This is a genomic window from Enterobacter sp. BNK-18 (assembly GCF_047456135.1).
In the GTDB taxonomy this organism is placed as follows: Bacteria; Pseudomonadota; Gammaproteobacteria; order Enterobacterales; family Enterobacteriaceae; genus Enterobacter; species Enterobacter ludwigii.
In genome coordinates this window covers 4,061,659-4,083,457 of record NZ_CP179899.1, presented here as the reverse complement: position 1 = coordinate 4,083,457, position 21,799 = coordinate 4,061,659, and the positions used below count along the sequence as shown (strand labels likewise).

The 21,799-nt window shown below is 54.7% G+C and carries 12 protein-coding genes and 3 rRNA genes; 3 read left to right on the top strand and 12 right to left on the bottom strand.

The window, feature by feature from the left end; all coding sequences use genetic code 11:
- Window positions 1-106: 106 nt before the first annotated feature.
- Complete coding sequence (metH, locus tag ACMGG3_RS19615; protein ID WP_324285132.1) at window positions 107-3,790, bottom strand: methionine synthase; 3,684 nt, start codon at window positions 3,788-3,790, stop codon at window positions 107-109.
- Between the two features lie 194 nt (window positions 3,791-3,984).
- Between metH and iclR the strand changes: the two genes are divergently transcribed.
- Window positions 3,985-4,812 (top strand): glyoxylate bypass operon transcriptional repressor IclR, encoded by an 828-nt coding sequence (gene iclR / locus ACMGG3_RS19610; protein ID WP_020882862.1) that lies wholly within the window; start codon window positions 3,985-3,987, stop codon window positions 4,810-4,812.
- Between the two features lie 43 nt (window positions 4,813-4,855).
- On the opposite strand, the gene aceK is transcribed toward iclR, so the two are convergent.
- From aceK to ACMGG3_RS19575, 7 genes are all read right to left on the bottom strand, one after another.
- Entirely contained in the window at window positions 4,856-6,583 is a 1,728-nt protein-coding gene (gene aceK, locus ACMGG3_RS19605; RefSeq protein WP_020882863.1) for a bifunctional isocitrate dehydrogenase kinase/phosphatase, read from the bottom strand.
- 88 nt (window positions 6,584-6,671) lie between these two features.
- Complete coding sequence (gene aceA, locus ACMGG3_RS19600) at window positions 6,672-7,976, bottom strand: isocitrate lyase (RefSeq protein WP_020882864.1); 1,305 nt, start codon at window positions 7,974-7,976, stop codon at window positions 6,672-6,674.
- A gap of 31 nt (window positions 7,977-8,007) precedes the next feature.
- Window positions 8,008-9,609 (bottom strand): malate synthase A, encoded by a 1,602-nt coding sequence (gene aceB / locus ACMGG3_RS19595; protein WP_414149391.1) that lies wholly within the window; start codon window positions 9,607-9,609, stop codon window positions 8,008-8,010.
- Window positions 9,610-9,879: 270 nt separating this feature from the next.
- Window positions 9,880-10,809 (bottom strand): homoserine O-acetyltransferase MetA, encoded by a 930-nt coding sequence (gene metA, locus ACMGG3_RS19590; protein WP_014168174.1) that lies wholly within the window; start codon window positions 10,807-10,809, stop codon window positions 9,880-9,882.
- Window positions 10,810-10,987: 178 nt separating this feature from the next.
- Window positions 10,988-11,103, bottom strand: a 5S ribosomal RNA gene (rrf, locus tag ACMGG3_RS19585).
- 63 nt (window positions 11,104-11,166) lie between these two features.
- Window positions 11,167-14,072: ribosomal RNA gene (locus ACMGG3_RS19580) — 23S ribosomal RNA — on the bottom strand.
- Window positions 14,073-14,280: 208 nt separating this feature from the next.
- A 16S ribosomal RNA gene (locus ACMGG3_RS19575) occupies window positions 14,281-15,820 on the bottom strand.
- The 16S, 23S and 5S rRNA genes sit together here, the layout of an rRNA operon.
- Before the next feature lie 562 nt (window positions 15,821-16,382).
- Here ACMGG3_RS19575 and purH point away from each other — a divergent pair.
- Window positions 16,383-17,972: a bifunctional phosphoribosylaminoimidazolecarboxamide formyltransferase/IMP cyclohydrolase gene (gene purH, locus ACMGG3_RS19570; RefSeq protein WP_047954909.1), complete on the top strand. Its 1,590-nt coding sequence runs from the start codon at window positions 16,383-16,385 to the stop codon at window positions 17,970-17,972.
- 15 nt (window positions 17,973-17,987) lie between these two features.
- Entirely contained in the window at window positions 17,988-19,280 is a 1,293-nt protein-coding gene (purD, locus tag ACMGG3_RS19565) for a phosphoribosylamine--glycine ligase (RefSeq protein WP_020882989.1), read from the top strand.
- Between the two features lie 43 nt (window positions 19,281-19,323).
- Here the strand turns inward: purD and ACMGG3_RS19560 are convergent, their stop codons facing one another.
- The 4 genes from ACMGG3_RS19560 to nfi all read right to left on the bottom strand — a co-directional run bounded on the left by ACMGG3_RS19560 (window position 19,324) and on the right by nfi (window position 21,790).
- Window positions 19,324-20,016, bottom strand: coding sequence for a DUF1481 domain-containing protein (locus ACMGG3_RS19560; protein ID WP_025206411.1), 693 nt, complete (start codon window positions 20,014-20,016; stop codon window positions 19,324-19,326).
- Between the two features lie 11 nt (window positions 20,017-20,027).
- Entirely contained in the window at window positions 20,028-20,300 is a 273-nt protein-coding gene (gene hupA / locus ACMGG3_RS19555) for a nucleoid-associated protein HU-alpha (RefSeq protein ID WP_002445246.1), read from the bottom strand.
- 186 nt (window positions 20,301-20,486) lie between these two features.
- Window positions 20,487-21,077 carry a YjaG family protein gene (locus ACMGG3_RS19550; protein ID WP_014168169.1) on the bottom strand — a complete coding sequence of 197 codons (591 nt, stop codon included), beginning with the start codon at window positions 21,075-21,077 and terminating at the stop codon, window positions 20,487-20,489.
- Window positions 21,078-21,121: 44 nt separating this feature from the next.
- Window positions 21,122-21,790 (bottom strand): deoxyribonuclease V, encoded by a 669-nt coding sequence (nfi, locus tag ACMGG3_RS19545; protein ID WP_041162373.1) that lies wholly within the window; start codon window positions 21,788-21,790, stop codon window positions 21,122-21,124.
- Window positions 21,791-21,799: the final 9 nt, after the last annotated feature.

The following is a 21,799-nucleotide window of genomic DNA, read 5'->3' as shown; positions in this document are numbered from 1 at the left end:
CTCCTCCTTATCGTTCTACGTTTTTATGATTCAGTATAAGGGTTTAAACGTAAGAAAGAGACAGGGCGCCCAATGAGCGCCCTGTTTGTTGTAAGGAAAAGTGACGTTAGTCAGCGTCGTAGCCTAAATTGGGTGCCAGCCAGCGTTCAACCTCTGAGACACTCATGCCTTTGCGCAGGGCGTAATCTTCAATCTGATCGCGCTGCAGCTGCGCGACGGCGAAGTATTTGCTGTCGGGATGGCTGAAATACCAGCCGGACACCGATGCCCCAGGCCACATGGCGAAAGACTCGGTGAGCTTCATGCCGGTATGGGCTTCTACATCCAGCAATGTCCAGATAGTGCCCTTTTCGGTGTGTTCCGGGCAGGCTGGATAGCCCGGAGCCGGACGAATCCCCTGGTAGTTTTCGCGGATCAGCTCCTCGTTGCTGAGGTTCTCATTGGCCGCGTAGCCCCAGTGAACCTTGCGCACGCGCTCGTGGAGATACTCTGCGAAGGCTTCCGCCAGACGATCGGCGATCGCTTTCACCATGATTTTATTGTAATCATCGTGCTGCGCGTCGAACGCCTCCGCCAGCGCATCTTCCTCAAGACCCCCGGTCACGGCAAACGCCCCGATATAATCCGCTTTCCCGGAAAGCTTCGGTGCAACGAAATCGGCCAGGCAGTAGTTAGCAAAGCCCACTTTCTCGGTTTGCTGGCGCAGATGGCGACTTACTGCCAGCACGTGCGTGCGGGTCTCGTCGCGATAAATTTCGATGTCGTCGCCCACACGGTTCGCCGGGAACAGGCCCACCACGCCGCGCGGGTTGAGGCTTTTTTGCGCACTCAACTGGTCAAGCATTTCGTTGGCGTCGTTGAACAGGCGTTTGGCTTCTTCCCCGACCACCTCATCTTCAAGGATGCGGGGATATTTGCCCGCCAGTGACCAGGTCATGAAGAACGGTGTCCAGTCGATGTAGTTACGCAGCGTCTCGATGCTGGCAGTGACGTCCTGAACGCCCAGACGATGCGCCACAGGGGGCGTATAGCTGGCCCAGTCAAACGCCAGATCGTTATCGCGTGCGGCCTGGAGTGTCACCGGCGGCGTCCGCGGTTTCTTACGGCCATGCTGAATACGCACGGTCTCGTACTCTTTGCGGGTACGCGCGACGAAATCATCACGCTGGGTGGCAGACAACAATGCCGACACGACGCCCACAGTACGCGAGGCGTTTTGCACATAAACCGTCGGGCCACTGTAGTTCTGCTCGATTTTCACCGCCGTGTGCGCTTTGGACGTTGTCGCCCCGCCAATCAGCAGTGGAATGGTAAAGCCCTGACGTTCCATCTCTTTCGCCACGTTCACCATCTCGTCCAGCGACGGGGTAATCAGCCCGGAAAGTCCAATCAGGTCAGCATTCACTTCGCGCGCAGTTTTGAGGATTTTATCCGCCGGCACCATCACGCCAAGATCGATAATCTCGTAGTTATTACACTGCAGTACGACGCCCACAATGTTCTTACCGATGTCATGCACGTCGCCCTTCACGGTGGCGATCACCATTTTACCGTTGCTGGAGCCTTTCTCTTTGCTGGCTTCGATAAAGGGTTCGAGATAGGCCACCGCCTGCTTCATGACGCGTGCGGATTTCACCACCTGCGGCAGGAACATTTTGCCTTCGCCAAACAGATCGCCGACCACGTTCATGCCGTCCATCAACGGCCCTTCGATCACTTCAATCGGGCGCGTCGATTGCTGACGTGCTTCTTCGGTGTCCTGTTCAATAAACTCGGTAATTCCTTTTACGAGTGAGTATTCCAGACGTTTTTTCACGTCCCAGGCACGCCACTCCGCCTGCTGAATGTTTACCGATGCATCGGATTTACTGCCGCGGTATTTCTCGGCCAGATCCAGCATGCGCTCGGTGGCATCATCACGCCGGTTGAGGATCACGTCTTCTACGGCGTCGCGCAGTTCCGCCGGCAGGTCGTCGTAAATGGCCAGCTGTCCGGCGTTAACGATCCCCATGTCCATACCGTTACGGATAGCGTAATAGAGGAACACGGCGTGGATAGCTTCACGCACCGGATCGTTACCGCGGAAGGAGAATGACACGTTCGATACGCCGCCGGAGATCAGCGCATGCGGCAGCTCGCGTTTGATGTCTTCACACGCGCCGATAAAGTCCTGCGCGTAGTTATTGTGCTCTTCAATACCGGTGGCAACCGCGAAAATGTTCGGGTCGAAGATGATGTCTTCCGGCGGGAAGCCCACCTCTTCGGTCAGAATTTTGTATGCGCGGCGGCAAATCTCGATTTTGCGCGCACGGGTATCGGCCTGGCCTATTTCATCGAAGGCCATCACCACCACGGCGGCACCATAACGGCGCACCATCTTCGCGTGGTGGATAAAGGTATCAATGCCTTCTTTCATCGAGATGGAGTTAACAATGCCTTTACCCTGAATACACTTCAGCCCTTTCTCGATGACTTCCCACTTAGAGGAGTCAATCATGATCGGCACCCGGGCAATGTCCGGCTCACCGGCTATCAGGTTGAGGAAGCGCACCATCGCCGCTTCGGCGTCGAGCATCCCCTCATCCATATTGATGTCGATGATCTGGGCACCGCTCTCAACCTGCTGGCGGGCCACGTCCAGCGCTTCACTGTACTTCTCTTCTTTAATCAGCCGTTTGAATTTCGCCGAACCGGTCACGTTAGTCCGCTCCCCGACGTTCACAAACAGGCTGTCGTCACCGATGGTCAACGGCTCAAGGCCGGCCAAACGGCAGGCAACCGGCAGCGTAGGCAGTTGACGCGGCGGCAGACCCGCCACCGCATTGCTCATCGCGGCAATATGCTCTGGCGTGGTACCGCAGCAACCACCGACGATATTCAGAAAACCGGATTCGGCCCACTCGCGGATTTGCGCCGCCATGGTGTCTGCATCCAGATCGTATTCACCAAAGGCGTTCGGCAGGCCGGCGTTCGGGTGTGCGGTGACATAGCATTCAGCGATGCGCGAAAGTTCCTGCACATACTGGCGCAGCTCATCGGGACCCAGCGCGCAGTTCAGGCCGAAAGAGAGCGCTTCAGCGTGACGCAGGGAGTTATAAAAAGCTTCTGTGGTCTGGCCGGAGAGGGTACGACCAGAGGCGTCGGTGATGGTACCGGAAATCATGATCGGCAGGTCGACGCCCAGCGCCTCGAACTCCTCTTTCACCGCGTAAATCGCGGCTTTGGCATTGAGGGTGTCGAATACCGTTTCAATCAGGATCAGATCGGAACCGCCTTCCACCAGCGCTTTGGTCGATTCACGATATGCCGCCACCAGCTGATCAAAGCTGATGTTACGAAAGGCCGGGTCGTTCACATCGGGTGAAATCGACGCGGTACGGTTGGTCGGGCCAAGCACCCCGGCCACGTAGCGCGGTTTGTCCGGCGTACGGGCTGTCCATTCATCAGCGCAGGCGCGGGCCAGCTTTGCCGCGGCAAGGTTTATCTCCGCCGAGAGGGATTCCATCTGGTAATCCGCCATGGCGATGGTTGTCGAGTTAAAGGTGTTGGTTTCGACGATATCCGCACCCGCCTCGAAATACGCGTTGTGGATCGCCGAAATGACCTGCGGTTTGCTGAGCACCAGAAGGTCGTTGTTACCTTTGAGGTCGCATGGCCAGTCGGCGAAACGCTCGCCGCGGAAATCGTCTTCACTCAGACGATAGCTCTGGATCATGGTCCCCATGCCGCCGTCCAGCACCAGAATTCGTTTATTTAACTGCGCACGCAGTTGCTCTACTTTGCTGCTCACACTTGCTCCCGACAACGCTCAACCAGGCCAAAAGGCCAGCAGTCCATACTGGCACAATCTCGCAGGGTGTAAAAGTCACACAGCGGTAACATGAGACATGTTCACTATCACTCATCCGATCAGTCAGGATAACGGTTGCAAAATCACCAAATAAAACGAAAATGATTTCCACGATACAGAAAAAGGAGTTCGTCATGGTCACGACCGTTCCCGCTAAACGCGGCAGAAAACCTGCTGCCACCACCGCCGCCTCTCAGGGCGGACAGGTTCAATCGCTCACGCGCGGTTTGAAGCTGCTGGAATGGATAGCCGAGTCGCACAGCAGCGTGGCCCTGACAGAGCTGGCACAGCAGGCTGGCCTGCCGAACTCAACGACCCATCGACTGTTGACCACGATGCAGCAGCTGGGCTTTGTGCGCCAGGTGGGCGAGCTGGGACACTGGGCGGTGGGCGCACATGCTTTTATCGTCGGCAGCAGCTTCCTGCAGAGCCGCAACCTGCTGGCGATTGTGCACCCTATTCTGCGCAAGCTGATGGAAGATTCCGGCGAGACGGTAAACCTGGCCGTGCTCGACCAGAGCGACCATCAGGCCATTATCATCGACCAGGTACAGTGCACGCAGCTAATGCGTATGTCGGCACCGATTGGCGGCAAGCTGCCGATGCATGCCTCCGGGGCGGGGAAAGCGTTTCTGTCGCAGCTCAGCGAAGAGCAGGTCACCGGGCTGCTGCACCGGAAAGGGCTGCACGCCTACACCCACGCCACGCTGGTCTCACCGGTACATCTGAAAGAAGATCTGGCCCTGACCCGCAAGCGCGGCTATTCGTTTGATGACGAAGAGCATGCGTTAGGCCTGCGCTGCATTGCGGCCTGCATCTTTGACGAGCACCGCGAGCCGTTTGCCGCCATTTCGATCTCCGGACCGATTTCCCGTATGACCGATGACCGCGTCACGGAGTTAGGTGCGCTGGTGATTAAGGCGGCGAAAGAGGTCACGCTGGCATATGGCGGGATTCGATAACATCGGGTGCACCTGAATCCCTCTCCCGTCGGGAGAGGGGGCATTACACCGCATACCGGATACAAAACCGTTGTTTGCGGCGATAGGCATACACATCTTCCACATGCCCATTCTTGATGCGCGTCTGCAGACCCCGCCAGTAGCTGGCACGAAACAGGTCATCATGCATCTCTTCAAACAGTGGCCTGATGCGCGGGTCAGCGCACAGCCAGTGGCGAAACTCCTCAGGAAAGACATCTCCCGGTGAGATGCTGTACCACGGCTCGCCGGACAGTTCATCTTCCGGATAGCGGGGCTGCGGTATATCGCGGAAATTCACCTCAGTCATATAGCAAATTTCATCGTAATCGTAGAACACCACCCGCCCGTGACGGGTGACACCGAAGTTTTTAAACAGCATGTCGCCCGGGAAGATATTCGCGGCGGCAAGCTGACGGATAGCGTTGCCGTATTCTTCTATGGCATCCCGCAGTGCCTGACCTTCGGACTGCTCCAGCCAGATATTGAGTGGGATCATGCGGCGTTCGATATAGAGATGGCTGATGGCAATTTTGTCACCCAGATCGGTGATTTTCGCCGGCGCTTCCTGCAGTAATAACGCCATTAATGCCGGATCGATCTGCTGCTTATCCAGCACAAAGTTCTCGAACTCCTGGGTGTCCGCCATTCGCCCGACGCGATCGTGCTCTTTAACCAGCTGGTAGCAGGCGCGGACGTGAGCAGCGGTCATCTCCTTCTGCGGCGCGAACGTATCTTTGATGACCTTAAACACCCGATCAAAACCCGGCAGGGTAAAGACCAGCATCACCATGCCGCGAATACCGGGGGCTTCGATAAATTGCTCATCTGCCGTGGTGACATAGCGCAGATATTCCCGATAGCTTTCCGTCTTGGCATGTTTCTGACAGCCAATGGCCATGTACAGCTCGGCGGTGGTTTTCCCCGGCAGGATCTCGCGCAACCACTCCACCAGAGCAGCAGGCAGCGGGGCATACACCATAAAGTAGGAGCGGGCGAAACCAAAGACAATGCTGGCCTCGGCGCTGGTCGTCAGGCAGGTATCAACAAACAGTTCACCGTCATCGGTACGATGGATGGGTAACAGAAACGGCACAATGGCCGACGGTGTCATCAGTTTACCGACCAGCCAGGCGGCCTTATTACGGTAAAAAAGCTCATTGGCAACCTGCAAATGGCTTTGCCCGAGCACCTCTTCGCCAAAGGTCTCCTTGAGATGCGCAGAGATATAGCCGATATCACGGGTTTTATTCTCCCAGGGCAAACGCAGCGGCAAATCCGTTAATACGCGATGCAGGAGCTTTTCCCAGCCGCGATCGGGAAAGAAATCCTTCGCCAGCGGACGCGGAATAGTGCGAAAGCGGCGCTCCGGCTGGGAGCTGAAGATAAATAACCGCTCAGGAGATAATGAGCGGTGGTCAAATAACCGGCAATAGACGGAGTTGAAAAAGCTCTCCGCAATCTCGAAGCGCGGGTAATCAGGTAACAGATGGGTGTAATGCTCCTTCACGCGCAGTAAAAACTCCGCGTCAGGGATTTTGCCGTCGGTAATGCAGCGCAACTGCTCCACCACCAGACCCACATGGTGATCGTAAAGGTGGATTCGCTGCTTCATGGCCTGCTGAACCGCATGCCAGTCGGCGTGCTCAAAACGCTGCTGCGCGCCGGATGTGACTTCCAGGAAACGTCCGTACTGGGCATCGAAGCCCTGCAGAATAGTTTGGGCAATCAGTAATTCCAGACCACGCGACATTGTTCATGCTCCCTCACCCCGGCCCCCTCCCGACGGGAGAGGGAGTATGTTCACAGGCCCGGTAGCGTGCTACCGGGCGTTACACGGCTCAGAACTGGGCTTCTTCCGTCGATCCCGTTAAGGCGGTGACGGAGGAGGTGCCCCCCTGGATGATAGTGGTCACGTTATCGAAGTAACCGGTCCCGACCTCCTGCTGATGCGAAACGAAGGTATAGCCCTCTTTACCGGCAGCAAATTCCGGCTGCTGCACCTTCTCAACGTAATGCTTCATGCCTTCACCCTGCGCGTAGGCATGCGCCAGGTCGAACATGTTGAACCACATGCTGTGAATACCAGCCAGCGTGATGAACTGATATTTGTAGCCCATGTCGGACAGCTGCTGCTGGAAGCTGGCGATGGTTTTATCGTCCAGTTTCTTCTGCCAGTTGAAGGACGGCGAGCAGTTATAGGCCAGCAGTTTGCCCGGATATTTGGCGTGGATAGCATCGGCAAAGCGTTTTGCCAGCGCCAGGTCCGGCGTGGAGGTTTCGCACCAGACCAGGTCCGCATACGGTGCATATGCCAGCCCACGGCTGATCGCCTGTTCAATGCCAGCATGGGTACGATAAAACCCTTCGCTAGTGCGTTCACCGGTAATGAACTCGCTGTCGTAAGGATCGCAGTCAGAAGTGATCAGGTCAGCCGCATCCGCATCGGTACGGGCAATCACCAGCGTGGGTACGCCGAGCACGTCAGCCGCCAGACGCGCCGCAACCAGCTTCTGAATCGCTTCCTGGGTTGGGACAAGGACTTTCCCGCCCATGTGTCCGCATTTCTTCACTGACGCGAGCTGGTCTTCGAAGTGAACGGCCGCTGCACCGGCCTCAATCATCGATTTCATCAGCTCAAAGGCGTTCAGCACGCCGCCGAATCCCGCTTCCGCATCCGCGACGATTGGCAGAAAATAATCAATAAAACGCGGATCGTTTGGCTCAATGCCTGCCGCCCACTGGATCTGATCCGCACGGCGGAAGGTGTTGTTGATCCGATCCACCACGGTTGGTACCGAGTTTGCCGGATAGAGCGACTGATCCGGATACATGCTGGAGGCCAGGTTGGCGTCCGCCGCAACCTGCCAGCCGGAAAGATAGATGGCTTCGATGCCGGCTTTCGCCTGCTGCAGGGCCTGGCCGCCAGTCAGCGCGCCGAGGCTATTGATGTAACCTTTTTTGGCACCGCCGTGCAGCAGATCCCACATTTTCGCCGCGCCGCGCTGCGCCAGGGTACATTCCGGATTGACCGAGCCACGCAATTTCACCACCTCTTCCGCGCTATACGGGCGGCGGATGCCTTCCCAGCGAGGTTGGGTCCACTCTTTCTTCAATTCTTCGATTTGTTGGGTACGGGTTTTCATGTGCAGATGCTCCATATTGTTGTGGGGTGAATTACGCCAGGAAGCGGTAGCCCGGCAGGGTCAGGAAGTCGATTAAGTCATCAGATGTGGTGATTTGCTCCATCAGGCGTGCGGCGTCATCAAAACGTCCGCTGCTGAAGCGGTGTTCACCCAGTTCGTCCTGGATCACCCGCATCTCTTCGGCCAGCATCTGACGGAACAGGGATTTGGTCACCGGCTTGCCGTTGCTGAGCGTTTTTTGATGGTGGATCCACTGCCAGATTGAGGTGCGAGAGATTTCGGCGGTAGCGGCATCTTCCATCAGGCCGTAGATCGGCACGCAGCCGTTACCGGAGATCCACGCTTCAATGTACTGGACGGCTACGCGGATATTGGCGCGCATACCCTCTTCCGTACGCTCGCCCGCACACGGTGCCAGCAGGTGTTCTTCAGCCGTTGGGGCATCCTCATCACGCGTCACAAACAGCTGGTTTTTGTTCTCACCGAGTACGCGGTTGAAGACGTCCATTGCCGTATCCGCCAGACCCGGATGCGCGATCCACGTTCCGTCATGGCCATTTCGTGCTTCAAGCTCTTTATCGGCTTTCACCTTATTGAGCACCTGATTGTTACGTTCAGCATCTTTGCTTGGGATAAATGCCGCCATTCCCCCCATCGCAAAGGCCCCACGCTTGTGGCAGGTCTTAATCAACAGGCGTGAGTAGGCACTCAGGAACGGTTTATCCATGGTGACCACCTGGCGATCCGGCAGTACACGATCGGGATGATTTTTCAGGGTTTTGATGTAGCTGAAGATGTAATCCCAGCGTCCACAGTTCAGCCCAACAATATGGTCGCGCAGCGCATGCAGAATTTCGTTCATCTGGAACACGGCAGGCAGCGTTTCAATCAGCAGGGTGGCTTTAATGGTGCCACGCGGCAGGTTGAAACGATCTTCCGTGAAGCTAAACACTTCACTCCACCAGGCCGCTTCCTGCCAGGCCTGTGTTTTCGGCAGATAGAAATAGGGGCCGCTGCCTTTTGCCAGCAGATTCTTGTGGTTGTGGAAGAAATAGAGGGCGAAGTCAAACAGACTGCCCGGAATGGCTTCGCCACGCCAGGTGACATGCTTTTCAGGCAGATGCAGTCCACGTACGCGACAGATCAGAACCGCCGGATTGGGTTTCAGTTGATAGATTTTGCCGGCTTCGTTGGTATAGCTGATGGTGCCATTCACGGCATCGCGCAGATTGATTTGCCCGTCGATAACCTTATGCCAGTCCGGCGCCAGTGAGTCCTCAAAATCTGCCATAAAGACTTTTACGTTCGCGTTCATGGCGTTGATCACCATTTTGCGCTCCACCGGGCCGGTGATTTCGACGCGCCGATCCTGTAAATCATCCGGAATGCCGCGGATTTTCCACTCACCACGGCGAATGGAAGCGGTTTCCGAAATAAACCCAGGCAACTTGCCATCATCAATTTCCTGCTGCTGATGAATGCGTGCCGCCAGCAGCTTATTGCGCGCTGGCGTAAAGCGGGTCACCAGTTCGGTCAGGAATTCGACAGCGTCTGCTGTCAAAATTTGCTGTTCTTGCTCGCCATGCGGCTGGGTAAAGGCCAGTTCATCGACCGTCGTTGCCTGTTGAGTCATTACTCTGCTCCTCATCAAAGATCCAAAATCACGCCCCCGATGCGAACGAAAGATCGTTGTGTAGTTTTCGCTCAGCAGAATTAAGACTATCTATATTTTTTCCAAAATCAAAAACAATTTCCATTTTAATTATTAAATGCACTTAACACATTGATTAATATGAAATTAAAGTTTTATTGTTTGTTGAGTGGTATTTCGGAAATGAAAAAGGCACCCGAAGGTGCCTGATGTGAATAGCTGAAACGCTTTAGGATCGTTTAGTGCAGAAGATTACTCCAGCGTTGGATTCATGTGGCGCAGATCGTATGGTGTGATCTGGTAGACGTAATAGTTGAGCCAGTTCGTAAACAGCAAATTCCCGTGGCTACGCCAGGTGGCTCTCGGTTTGTTCTGTGGATCGTTTTTGGGGAAATAGTTGTACGGAACGTCCGGATTCAGACCGGCTTCAACGTCACGGAAATACTCCGACGCGAGGGTGTTCGGATCGTACTCAGGATGGCCGGTAACAAAGGCAATGCGCTTGTCTTTACTGGCAAACAGGTAAGCATCCCCGTCTTCGGTTTCGGCCAGGATATCGAGATCGGTGTAATCACGAATCAGCTGTGCCGGGAAATCGGCGTAGCGCGAGTGTGGGGCCAGGAAGGAGTCATCGAACCCGCGCGTCAACAGGGCGTGAGGTTGGACAAGGTGGTGCTCGTAAACACCTGAAAGCTTCTCAGTGCGGGTTTGTTTGGGGATCCCATAGAGGATATTCAGGGCGGCTTGCACCGCCCAACAAACAAACAGCGTGGACGTGACGTGATCTTTAGCCCACTCCAGTACCTGTTTGATCTGCGGCCAGTAGGCAACATCATTAAATTCGACCAGGCCCAGCGGTGCACCGGTCACAATCAGCCCGTCGAAGTTTTCGTCGCGAATGTCGTCGAAGTTACAGTAAAAATTATTCAGATGCTCAGAAGGCGTATTTCGCGACTCACGGGCATCAATTCGCAGCAGCTGGATATCAACCTGCAGCGGCGAGTTCGAAAGCAAACGCAGGAACTGGTTCTCTGTTTCGATCTTTTTCGGCATCAGATTGAGAATAAGCACCTTCAGTGGGCGAATTTCCTGACCTGTAGCGCGTGAAGTCGTCATCACAAAGACGTTTTCATCACGTAAGAAATTGACGGCTGGTAGCTCGTCCTGCACCCGAATCGGCATAACCTCATATCCTCACAGCATACGTATAAACGTTTAGACATCCAGACAGCTAACGATACCCAGAAACAGGCTGAATGTCGAGTCTGCAAGCGGAAGGTGAGAAAGTTTCAAGGAGGAAGTAAGAAGCCCAAAAAGCAAAAAACCCCGCACCATACGGTACGGGGTTCTTTTAATTGATGCCTGGCAGTTCCCTACTCTCACATGGGGAGACCCCACACTACCATCGGCGCTACGGCGTTTCACTTCTGAGTTCGGCATGGGGTCAGGTGGGACCACCGCGCTAAAGCCGCCAGGCAAATTCTGTTATCTGTATCAGCTGAAAATCGTCTCTCATCGCCAAAACATCTTCGGCGTTGTAAGGTTAAGCCTCACGGTTCATTAGTATCGGTTAGCTCAACGCATCGCTGCGCTTACACACCCGACCTATCAACGTCGTAGTCTTCAACGTTCCTTCAGGAGACTTAAAGTCTCAGGGAGAACTCATCTCGGGGCAAGTTTCGTGCTTAGATGCTTTCAGCACTTATCTCTTCCGCATTTAGCTACCGGGCAGTGCCATTGGCATGACAACCCGAACACCAGTGATGCGTCCACTCCGGTCCTCTCGTACTAGGAGCAGCCCCCCTCAATTCTCCAGCGCCCACGGCAGATAGGGACCGAACTGTCTCACGACGTTCTAAACCCAGCTCGCGTACCACTTTAAATGGCGAACAGCCATACCCTTGGGACCTACTTCAGCCCCAGGATGTGATGAGCCGACATCGAGGTGCCAAACACCGCCGTCGATATGAACTCTTGGGCGGTATCAGCCTGTTATCCCCGGAGTACCTTTTATCCGTTGAGCGATGGCCCTTCCATTCAGAACCACCGGATCACTATGACCTGCTTTCGCACCTGCTCGAGCCGTCACTCTCGCAGTCAAGCTAGCTTATGCCATTGCACTAACCTCCTGATGTCCGACCAGGATTAGCTAACCTTCGTGCTCCTCCGTTACTCTTTGGGAGGAGACCGCCCCAGTCAAACTACCCACCAGACACTGTCCGCAACCCGGATTACGGGTCTACGTTAGAACACCAGCCATTAAAGGGTGGTATTTCAAGGTTGGCTCCACGCAGACTGGCGTCCACGCTTCAAAGCCTCCCACCTATCCTACACATCAAGGACCAGTGTTCAGTGTCAAGCTATAGTAAAGGTTCACGGGGTCTTTCCGTCTTGCCGCGGGTACACTGCATCTTCACAGCGAGTTCAATTTCACTGAGTCTCGGGTGGAGACAGCCTGGCCATCATTACGCCATTCGTGCAGGTCGGAACTTACCCGACAAGGAATTTCGCTACCTTAGGACCGTTATAGTTACGGCCGCCGTTTACCGGGGCTTCGATCAAGAGCTTCGCGTTACCGCTAACCCCATCAATTAACCTTCCGGCACCGGGCAGGCGTCACACCGTATACGTCCACTTTCGTGTTTGCACAGTGCTGTGTTTTTAATAAACAGTTGCAGCCAGCTGGTATCTTCGACTGATTTCAGCTCCACCCGCAGGGGCTTCACCTACATATCAGCGTGCCTTCTCCCGAAGTTACGGCACCATTTTGCCTAGTTCCTTCACCCGAGTTCTCTCAAGCGCCTTGGTATTCTCTACCTGACCACCTGTGTCGGTTTGGGGTACGATTTGATGTTACCTGATGCTTAGAGGCTTTTCCTGGAAGCAGGGCATTTGTTACTTCAGCACCGTAGTGCCTCGTCATCACACCTCAGCGTTAATAAACGACCGGATTTACCTAATCGTTCCGCCTACATGCTTAAACCGGGACAACCGTCGCCCGGCTAACATAGCCTTCTCCGTCCCCCCTTCGCAGTAACACCAAGTACAGGAATATTAACCTGTTTCCCATCGACTACGCCTTTCGGCCTCGCCTTAGGGGTCGACTCACCCTGCCCCGATTAACGTTGGACAGGAACCCTTGGTCTTCCGGCGAGCGGGCTTTTCACCCGCTTTATCGTTACTTATGTCAGCATTCGCACTTCTGATACCTCCAGCACCCCTCACAGGACACCTTCAACGGCTTACAGAACGCTCCCCTACCCAACAACGCATAAGCGTCGCTGCCGCAGCTTCGGTGCATGGTTTAGCCCCGTTACATCTTCCGCGCAGGCCGACTCGACCAGTGAGCTATTACGCTTTCTTTAAATGATGGCTGCTTCTAAGCCAACATCCTGGCTGTCTGTGCCTTCCCACATCGTTTCCCACTTAACCATGACTTTGGGACCTTAGCTGGCGGTCTGGGTTGTTTCCCTCTTCACGACGGACGTTAGCACCCGCCGTGTGTCTCCCGTGATAACATTCTTCGGTATTCGTAGTTTGCATCGGGTTGGTAAGCCGGGATGGCCCCCTAGCCGAAACAGTGCTCTACCCCCGAAGATGAGTTCACGAGGCGCTACCTAAATAGCTTTCGGGGAGAACCAGCTATCTCCCGGTTTGATTGGCCTTTCACCCCCAGCCACAAGTCATCCGCTAATTTTTCAACATTAGTCGGTTCGGTCCTCCAGTTAGTGTTACCCAACCTTCAACCTGCCCATGGCTAGATCACCGGGTTTCGGGTCTATACCCTGCAACTTAACGCCCAGTTAAGACTCGGTTTCCCTTCGGCTCCCCTATACGGTTAACCTTGCTACAGAATATAAGTCGCTGACCCATTATACAAAAGGTACGCAGTCACCCCATAAAGAGGCTCCCACTGCTTGTACGTACACGGTTTCAGGTTCTTTTTCACTCCCCTCGCCGGGGTTCTTTTCGCCTTTCCCTCACGGTACTGGTTCACTATCGGTCAGTCAGGAGTATTTAGCCTTGGAGGATGGTCCCCCCATATTCAGACAGGATACCACGTGTCCCGCCCTACTCTTCGAGTTCACAGCCTGTGTGCTTTCGTGTACGGGACTTTCACCCTGTACCGTGCGACTTTCCAGACGCTTCCACTAACACACAAGCTGATTCAGACTCTGGGCTGCTCCCCGTTCGCTCGCCGCTACTGGGGGAATCTCGGTTGATTTCTTTTCCTCGGGGTACTTAGATGTTTCAGTTCCCCCGGTTCGCCTCGTTAACCTATGTATTCAGTTAACGATAGTGTGTCGGAACACACTGGGTTTCCCCATTCGGACATCGCCGGGTCAAAGGTTCATATCACCTCGCCGGCGCTTTTCGCAGATTAGCACGTCCTTCATCGCCTCTGACTGCCAGGGCATCCACCGTGTACGCTTAGTCGCTTAACCTCACAACCCGAAGATGTTTCTTTCGATTCACCACCGGTTTGTGAAAATTTGAGAGACTCGAACACACATAACATGTGTGTCGTTTCAATTTTCAGCTTGATCCAGATTTTTAAAGAGCAAAATTTCACAATGCACTTCGCAGTACATTTTGAAATTTATCATTCATCAGACAATCTGTGTGAGCACTACAAAGGCAGGTTCTTTAAGGTAAGGAGGTGATCCAACCGCAGGTTCCCCTACGGTTACCTTGTTACGACTTCACCCCAGTCATGAATCACAAAGTGGTAAGCGCCCTCCCGAAGGTTAAGCTACCTACTTCTTTTGCAACCCACTCCCATGGTGTGACGGGCGGTGTGTACAAGGCCCGGGAACGTATTCACCGTAGCATTCTGATCTACGATTACTAGCGATTCCGACTTCATGGAGTCGAGTTGCAGACTCCAATCCGGACTACGACGCACTTTATGAGGTCCGCTTGCTCTCGCGAGTTCGCTTCTCTTTGTATGCGCCATTGTAGCACGTGTGTAGCCCTACTCGTAAGGGCCATGATGACTTGACGTCATCCCCACCTTCCTCCAGTTTATCACTGGCAGTCTCCTTTGAGTTCCCGGCCGGACCGCTGGCAACAAAGGATAAGGGTTGCGCTCGTTGCGGGACTTAACCCAACATTTCACAACACGAGCTGACGACAGCCATGCAGCACCTGTCTCAGAGTTCCCGAAGGCACCAATCCATCTCTGGAAAGTTCTCTGGATGTCAAGAGTAGGTAAGGTTCTTCGCGTTGCATCGAATTAAACCACATGCTCCACCGCTTGTGCGGGCCCCCGTCAATTCATTTGAGTTTTAACCTTGCGGCCGTACTCCCCAGGCGGTCGACTTAACGCGTTAGCTCCGGAAGCCACGCCTCAAGGGCACAACCTCCAAGTCGACATCGTTTACGGCGTGGACTACCAGGGTATCTAATCCTGTTTGCTCCCCACGCTTTCGCACCTGAGCGTCAGTCTTTGTCCAGGGGGCCGCCTTCGCCACCGGTATTCCTCCAGATCTCTACGCATTTCACCGCTACACCTGGAATTCTACCCCCCTCTACAAGACTCTAGCCTGCCAGTTTCGAATGCAGTTCCCAGGTTGAGCCCGGGGATTTCACATCCGACTTGACAGACCGCCTGCGTGCGCTTTACGCCCAGTAATTCCGATTAACGCTTGCACCCTCCGTATTACCGCGGCTGCTGGCACGGAGTTAGCCGGTGCTTCTTCTGCGGGTAACGTCAATTGCTGCGGTTATTAACCACAACACCTTCCTCCCCGCTGAAAGTACTTTACAACCCGAAGGCCTTCTTCATACACGCGGCATGGCTGCATCAGGCTTGCGCCCATTGTGCAATATTCCCCACTGCTGCCTCCCGTAGGAGTCTGGACCGTGTCTCAGTTCCAGTGTGGCTGGTCATCCTCTCAGACCAGCTAGGGATCGTCGCCTAGGTGAGCCGTTACCCCACCTACTAGCTAATCCCATCTGGGCACATCTGATGGCAAGAGGCCCGAAGGTCCCCCTCTTTGGTCTTGCGACGTTATGCGGTATTAGCTACCGTTTCCAGTAGTTATCCCCCTCCATCAGGCAGTTTCCCAGACATTACTCACCCGTCCGCCACTCGTCACCCGAGAGCAAGCTCTCTGTGCTACCGTTCGACTTGCATGTGTTAGGCCTGCCGCCAGCGTTCAATCTGAGCCATGATCAAACTCTTCAATTTAAGTTTGATGCTCGTGAATTAAACTTCGTAATGAATTACGTATGTTCACTCAGAGACTTGGTATTCATTTAGTGTCCGAAGACATTAAGAATCCATGTCACTTTGAGTGCCCACACAGATTGTCTGATAAATTGTTAAAGAGCAGTTGCGACGCGGCTTGTAGCTCACCGTCGCGAGGTGGCGTATATTACGCTTTCCTCTTTCAGAGTCAACCCTGATGTTCAGGATTTTTTCTCTTCAACCGACCGGGTTATCTGTGAAGTGATTCACATCCGCCGTGTCGATGGAGGCGCATTATAGGGAGTTCTCTGCAGGCCGCAACCGCTAAATGACAGAAAAATGACTGACTGCTGCATTCCCCAGCAAAACCCCGCCTTATACCCTTTTACACACAGACTTATCCACAGAGATACGAAAAAGTGAAAATTCGCGAGCGTTGCGCAAACGTTTTCGTTAAAATGCTCGCGCTTAACAAGGATGCCTCGTCAGGTGTGTTAGATGAGTTTTTCGCTGGAAAATTCATCTAACGCTCTCTGTAATCGTGAAATCCAGGGGATTTACCATGCAACAACGTCGTCCAGTCCGCCGCGCTCTGCTCAGTGTTTCTGATAAAGCCGGTATCGTCGAATTCGCTCAGGCACTTTCTGCACGCGGTGTGGAGCTGCTTTCTACAGGTGGTACCGCTCGCCTGTTAGCAGAGAAAGGTCTGCCGGTAACCGAAGTGTCCGATTACACCGGTTTTCCGGAAATGATGGATGGACGCGTCAAGACCCTGCACCCGAAGGTCCACGGCGGTATTCTTGGTCGTCGCGGCCAGGACGACGGCATTATGGAAAAGCATGATATCGCGCCAATCGACATGGTCGTCGTTAACCTCTACCCGTTCGCGCAGACCGTTGCCCGCGAAGGCTGCTCTCTGGAAGACGCCGTCGAAAATATTGATATCGGCGGCCCAACCATGGTGCGCTCAGCGGCTAAGAACCATAAAGATGTTGCCATCGTGGTGAAGAGCAGCGACTACAACACCATTATTAATGAGATGGATGCCAACGAAGGGTCGCTGACGCTGGAGACGCGTTTCGACCTCGCCATCAAAGCATTCGAGCACACCGCCGCGTACGACAGCATGATCGCCAACTACTTCGGTAGCCTGGTGCCTGCTTATCATGGCGAAAGCACTGAACCTTCCGGCCGCTTCCCGCGTACGCTGAACCTGAACTTCATTAAGAAGCAGGATATGCGTTACGGAGAGAACAGCCACCAGCAGGCTGCCTTCTATATAGAAGAAGAGGTAAAAGAAGCCTCTGTTGCGACCGCACAGCAGGTTCAGGGCAAGGCACTCTCCTACAACAACATCGCTGACACCGATGCAGCGCTCGAGTGCGTGAAAGCGTTCAGTGAACCCGCCTGCGTAATCGTGAAGCACGCGAATCCATGTGGCGTAGCGGTAAGCACCTCCATTCTTGACGCCTATGATCGCGCGTATAAAACCGACCCAACCTCCGCATTCGGCGGCATTATCGCCTTCAACCGCGAGCTGGACGCTGACACAGCACAGGCCATCATCTCCCGTCAGTTTGTCGAAGTGATCATCGCTCCTTCTGCATCCGACGAAGCCCTGAAAATCACCGCGGCAAAACAGAACGTGCGCGTACTGGTGTGTGGCCAGTGGGATGAGCGCGTACCGGGTCTGGACTTCAAACGCGTGAACGGCGGTCTGCTGGTTCAGGATCGCGATCTGGGCATGGTTACCGCGGGCGATCTGCGCGTCGTGACGAAACGCCAGCCTACCGAGCAGGAACTGCGTGACGCGCTGTTCTGCTGGAAGGTTGCGAAGTTCGTGAAATCCAACGCGATTGTCTATGCAAAAGAGAACATGACTATCGGAATAGGCGCAGGCCAGATGAGCCGCGTTTACTCCGCGAAAATTGCCGGTATCAAAGCGGCCGATGAAGGTCTGGAAGTGAAAGGCTCGGCAATGGCTTCTGACGCCTTCTTCCCGTTCCGTGACGGTATCGACGCTGCTGCGGCAGTGGGCATTACCTGTGTTATCCAGCCTGGCGGCTCAATCCGTGACGACGAAGTCATTGCCGCTGCTGACGAACACGGTATTGCGATGATCTTCACCGACATGCGTCACTTCCGCCATTAATCCACGGAGCAGAAAATGAAAGTATTAGTCATTGGTAATGGCGGGCGCGAGCACGCTCTGGCGTGGAAAGCGGCCCAGTCGCCGCAGGTAAAAACCGTCTTTGTGGCACCGGGTAATGCCGGTACTGCGCTGGAACCCACGTTACAGAACGTCGCTATCGGCGTGACCGATATCCCGGCCCTGTTGAGCTTTGCTCAGCAGGAGAAAATCGATCTGACCATCGTGGGTCCGGAAGCGCCGCTGGTGATTGGCGTCGTTGACGCCTTCCGGGCTGCTGGCCTGCAAATCTTCGGCCCAACGGAAGGGGCTGCACAGCTGGAAGGTTCGAAAGCCTTCACCAAAGATTTCCTCGCACGTCATAACATCCCGACGGCGGAATATCAGAATTTCACCGAAGTAGAGCCAGCCCTGGCTTACTTACGTGAAAAAGGTGCGCCTATCGTTATCAAAGCCGACGGTCTGGCCGCCGGTAAAGGCGTTATCGTGGCGATGACGCTCGAGGAAGCCGAAGCCGCGGTTCAGGATATGCTGGCAGGCAACGCCTTTGGCGACGCGGGCCATCGCATCGTGATTGAAGAGTTCCTTGACGGTGAAGAGGCGAGCTTTATCGTGATGGTCGACGGCGAGCATGTTCTGCCGATGGCCACCAGCCAGGATCATAAACGCGTTGGCAATGCAGATACCGGTCCAAACACCGGCGGTATGGGCGCTTACTCCCCTGCCCCTGTGGTCACTGACGAAGTGCATCAGCGCACCATGGACCGCATTATCTGGCCAACCGTCAAAGGCATGGCTGCCGAAGGTAATACTTACACCGGTTTCCTCTATGCAGGCCTGATGATCGACAAGCAGGGCAATCCGAAGGTGATTGAGTTCAACTGCCGCTTCGGCGATCCGGAAACGCAGCCAATCATGCTGCGCATGAAATCTGACCTGGTGGAACTGTGTCTTGCCGCCTGTGAAGGTAAGCTGGATGAGAAAACGTCTGAGTGGGATGAACGTGCTTCTCTGGGCGTGGTGATTGCTGCGGGGGGTTATCCGGGTAATTACAATACCGGTGATGAGATCCACGGTTTACCGCTGGAAGAAGTGGAAGGCGCGAAGGTATTCCACGCCGGCACGAAGCTGTCTGACGACGATCGCGTGCTGACCAATGGCGGCCGTGTACTGTGTGCGACCGCGCTGGGTCACACCGTTGCAGAAGCACAGAAGCGTGCCTATGCGCTGATGGCAGATATTCACTGGAACGGTAGCTTTAGCCGCCAGGATATCGGCTATCGCGCAATTGCGCGTGAGCAGGGCGAGTAATTCTTCAGCCAGCCCCTCTCCCGTCAGGGAGAGGGGACGTCACTCAAAAACTCTTTTCTGTCGGCTGCCAGGTGCAGAAGTCTTCGTTCGCGACCAGCAGCAGTTGAGAACCTTCCGGCGCTTCCAGCCACGCCACACTCACTTCCATTGATGAATGCCGCTGACGGCGCTCAATATGTTCGGTTGCCCAGGCTTCAAGCTCAGGCTTAACGGTTTGCCCTTCGCAGGTTGTTACCGTGCCATTAGCATGCCAGCGCCCCTGGCGCAGCACAACGCGTCCCTGACGCAGCGCATCGCTGGTCTGGCGGATTTGTTCGGCACGATAACGATAGAGTGCGACTTGATCGCTGGAAAGCTGCTGTTTTTGACCGCTGACTTCCCGCTGCATAAAGCTCAGCTCGCCATGGTCATCAAAACGCACTTTCACATGTTCGGGGGTCTTGCTGTAGACATTCAGTTCTATCAGCGACAGGTCATCGCCCTGCCAGCGATACTCCGCGGTCGACGTATTGCCGTTATGCCACGGACTGAAAGCAGAAAGCAGATGCACTTCGCCGCCAGAATCTTTGCGCCAGATCCTTACCGCACCCTGGTTGTCAGCGTAGCCGCTGGCGGTAAACGGTGGCAGAGAGGTGTCGTGGCTACAGGCGGACAGAAACATCACGCCCGCTAGCGCGAAAAGACCACGCCAGACAGACAAAAGGGGCGTTGCCGCCCCTTCGTTAAAACTGTTCACTGCCACGCTTCTTACTTAACAGCGTCTTTCAGTGCTTTACCAGAAACAAATGCCGGCACGTTAGCTGCGGCGATTTTGATTTCTTTACCGGTCTGCGGGTTGCGGCCAGTACGCTCAGCGCGGTGGTTCACTTTGAAGGTACCGAAACCAACCAGTTGTACAGCATCACCTTCTTTCAGAGACTCAGTAATAGCAGCCAGGGTAGATTCCAGAGCAGCTTTAGCCTGCACTTTAGACAGATCAGCCTTGTCCGCAATTACATCAATCAGTTGAGTCTTGTTCATAAGTTATCCTTTCAATGTGTTTATCGCTTGCTAAGCATCGAGTGCGACGAAAATGCCAAAAAAGCACTCTCCTGCATACACGCACCGATAGCCACTTTTTTTCGCCCCCCAAATGTAGACCAGACAAGGGGCGAAAGGGAAGAGTCGAGGAGCGACAAAACGAGCGTTATATCAAGTTTTGTTGTCTCATTGGTTAAAAATTATACCAATATTGCTCTCACCAGCCTCACGTAAGTCCGCACGGAGCCCTTTTATCAGCTCAATATCGCGTTCTTCACACTCTGCCAGCAGGCGGAAAATTTCCCACTGGATATCCCATTCCTGCTCAACCGCGGGGTTCACTCGCAGCTCTTCGTCGGTCATTTCCCGACCTTCCTGGGTCATTTCCAGCATCGCGACGGTCGTAATGGATGCCTTGCTGACTTCGATAGCATGCTCCAGCGTTTCACCGCTCAGACGGGAATGAATCAGTTCGCTTAATGCCACGCAGGCATCAATGGCCGGATAGACACCATACAGGTCGTAGTCATCCGCCGCCGGGATCGCCTCTTCAAGCTTTTCAAGCTGAGAGTCGAAGTTCACCTTAGCGTCTTTGACCGTCAGCGTCTCCCAGATTAAATCCAGGATGCGGCGATAAATCTGCCCTTCACCAAAGCCTGTCTGCTTGCAGAACGCGGCATAGTTGGGATACATGCGCTCGCACAGGCAAGCCATAAAAGTCACGTGCTGCCAGCTTTCCAGCTTCTCAAGGCGCAGATGAATCGGGTTTTGTAGCATGATGAGGTCTCGAATCGAAAATTAGCCGCAGTTTACCTGAATCATCACTGAATTTCTTGCCAACGCGTAAAAGCCGGACGCCCTGACGCTACGGCATCAGCCCAGCGGGTGGGCTCCGGTAAGCGATACCCTTTCATGCAGCGCTGCACCCACGCCAGCGCACTGTCCGTGCTCACCCGATGCCCGGTGGCGATAAACAGGGGGTTACAACGCGCTTTACTGCGCCAGACCCACGCCAGTTGCTCACCCTTATCGATGAGAGGTGCCAGCGCGCCTGGCTCGGCGGAGAGCGGCTCAAACGCACCGCACAGACGTTTTTTAGCCACACCGATGGTGGGGACATCCACCAGCAGCCCAAAATGGCTGGCGACGCCTAAGCGGCGCGGATGAGAGATACCATGGCCGTCGACAAACAGCAGGTTGGGTTTTTGCGAGAGTTGCTCCCACGCTGCCAGCAGCGCGGGATATTCACGGAATGAGAGAAAGCCAGGAATGTACGGCATGGTGGTGGCGATACGCGCCACCTTGTACTCCACCAGTTCCAGCGAGGGATACTTCAGCAGCACCATTGCCGCCCGCGTCACTTCACCTCCCTGCTCAAACCCCACATCTGCTCCGCCAATGTACTGCGGCGGGTCTGTGTCCAGACGATCCTCGCGGATCACGGATGAGGCCAGTTCTATCTGTTGAGCGCGTAATGACGCGAGATCCATAACCACTCC

Coding starts and splice junctions, on each gene's coding strand:
- iclR (WP_020882862.1), top strand. CDS start 3,985: ATGGTCACGACCGTTCCCGCTAAACGCGGCAGAAAACCTGCTGCCACC.
- aceK (WP_020882863.1), bottom strand. CDS start 6,583: ATGTCGCGTGGTCTGGAATTACTGATTGCCCAAACTATTCTGCAGGGC.
- aceA (WP_020882864.1), bottom strand. CDS start 7,976: ATGAAAACCCGTACCCAACAAATCGAAGAATTGAAGAAAGAGTGGACC.
- aceB (WP_414149391.1), bottom strand. CDS start 9,609: ATGACTCAACAGGCAACGACGGTCGATGAACTGGCCTTTACCCAGCCG.
- metA (WP_014168174.1), bottom strand. CDS start 10,809: ATGCCGATTCGGGTGCAGGACGAGCTACCAGCCGTCAATTTCTTACGT.
- purH (WP_047954909.1), top strand. CDS start 16,383: ATGCAACAACGTCGTCCAGTCCGCCGCGCTCTGCTCAGTGTTTCTGAT.
- purD (WP_020882989.1), top strand. CDS start 17,988: ATGAAAGTATTAGTCATTGGTAATGGCGGGCGCGAGCACGCTCTGGCG.
- hupA (WP_002445246.1), bottom strand. CDS start 20,300: ATGAACAAGACTCAACTGATTGATGTAATTGCGGACAAGGCTGATCTG.
- ACMGG3_RS19550 (WP_014168169.1), bottom strand. CDS start 21,077: ATGCTACAAAACCCGATTCATCTGCGCCTTGAGAAGCTGGAAAGCTGG.
- nfi (WP_041162373.1), bottom strand. CDS start 21,790: ATGGATCTCGCGTCATTACGCGCTCAACAGATAGAACTGGCCTCATCC.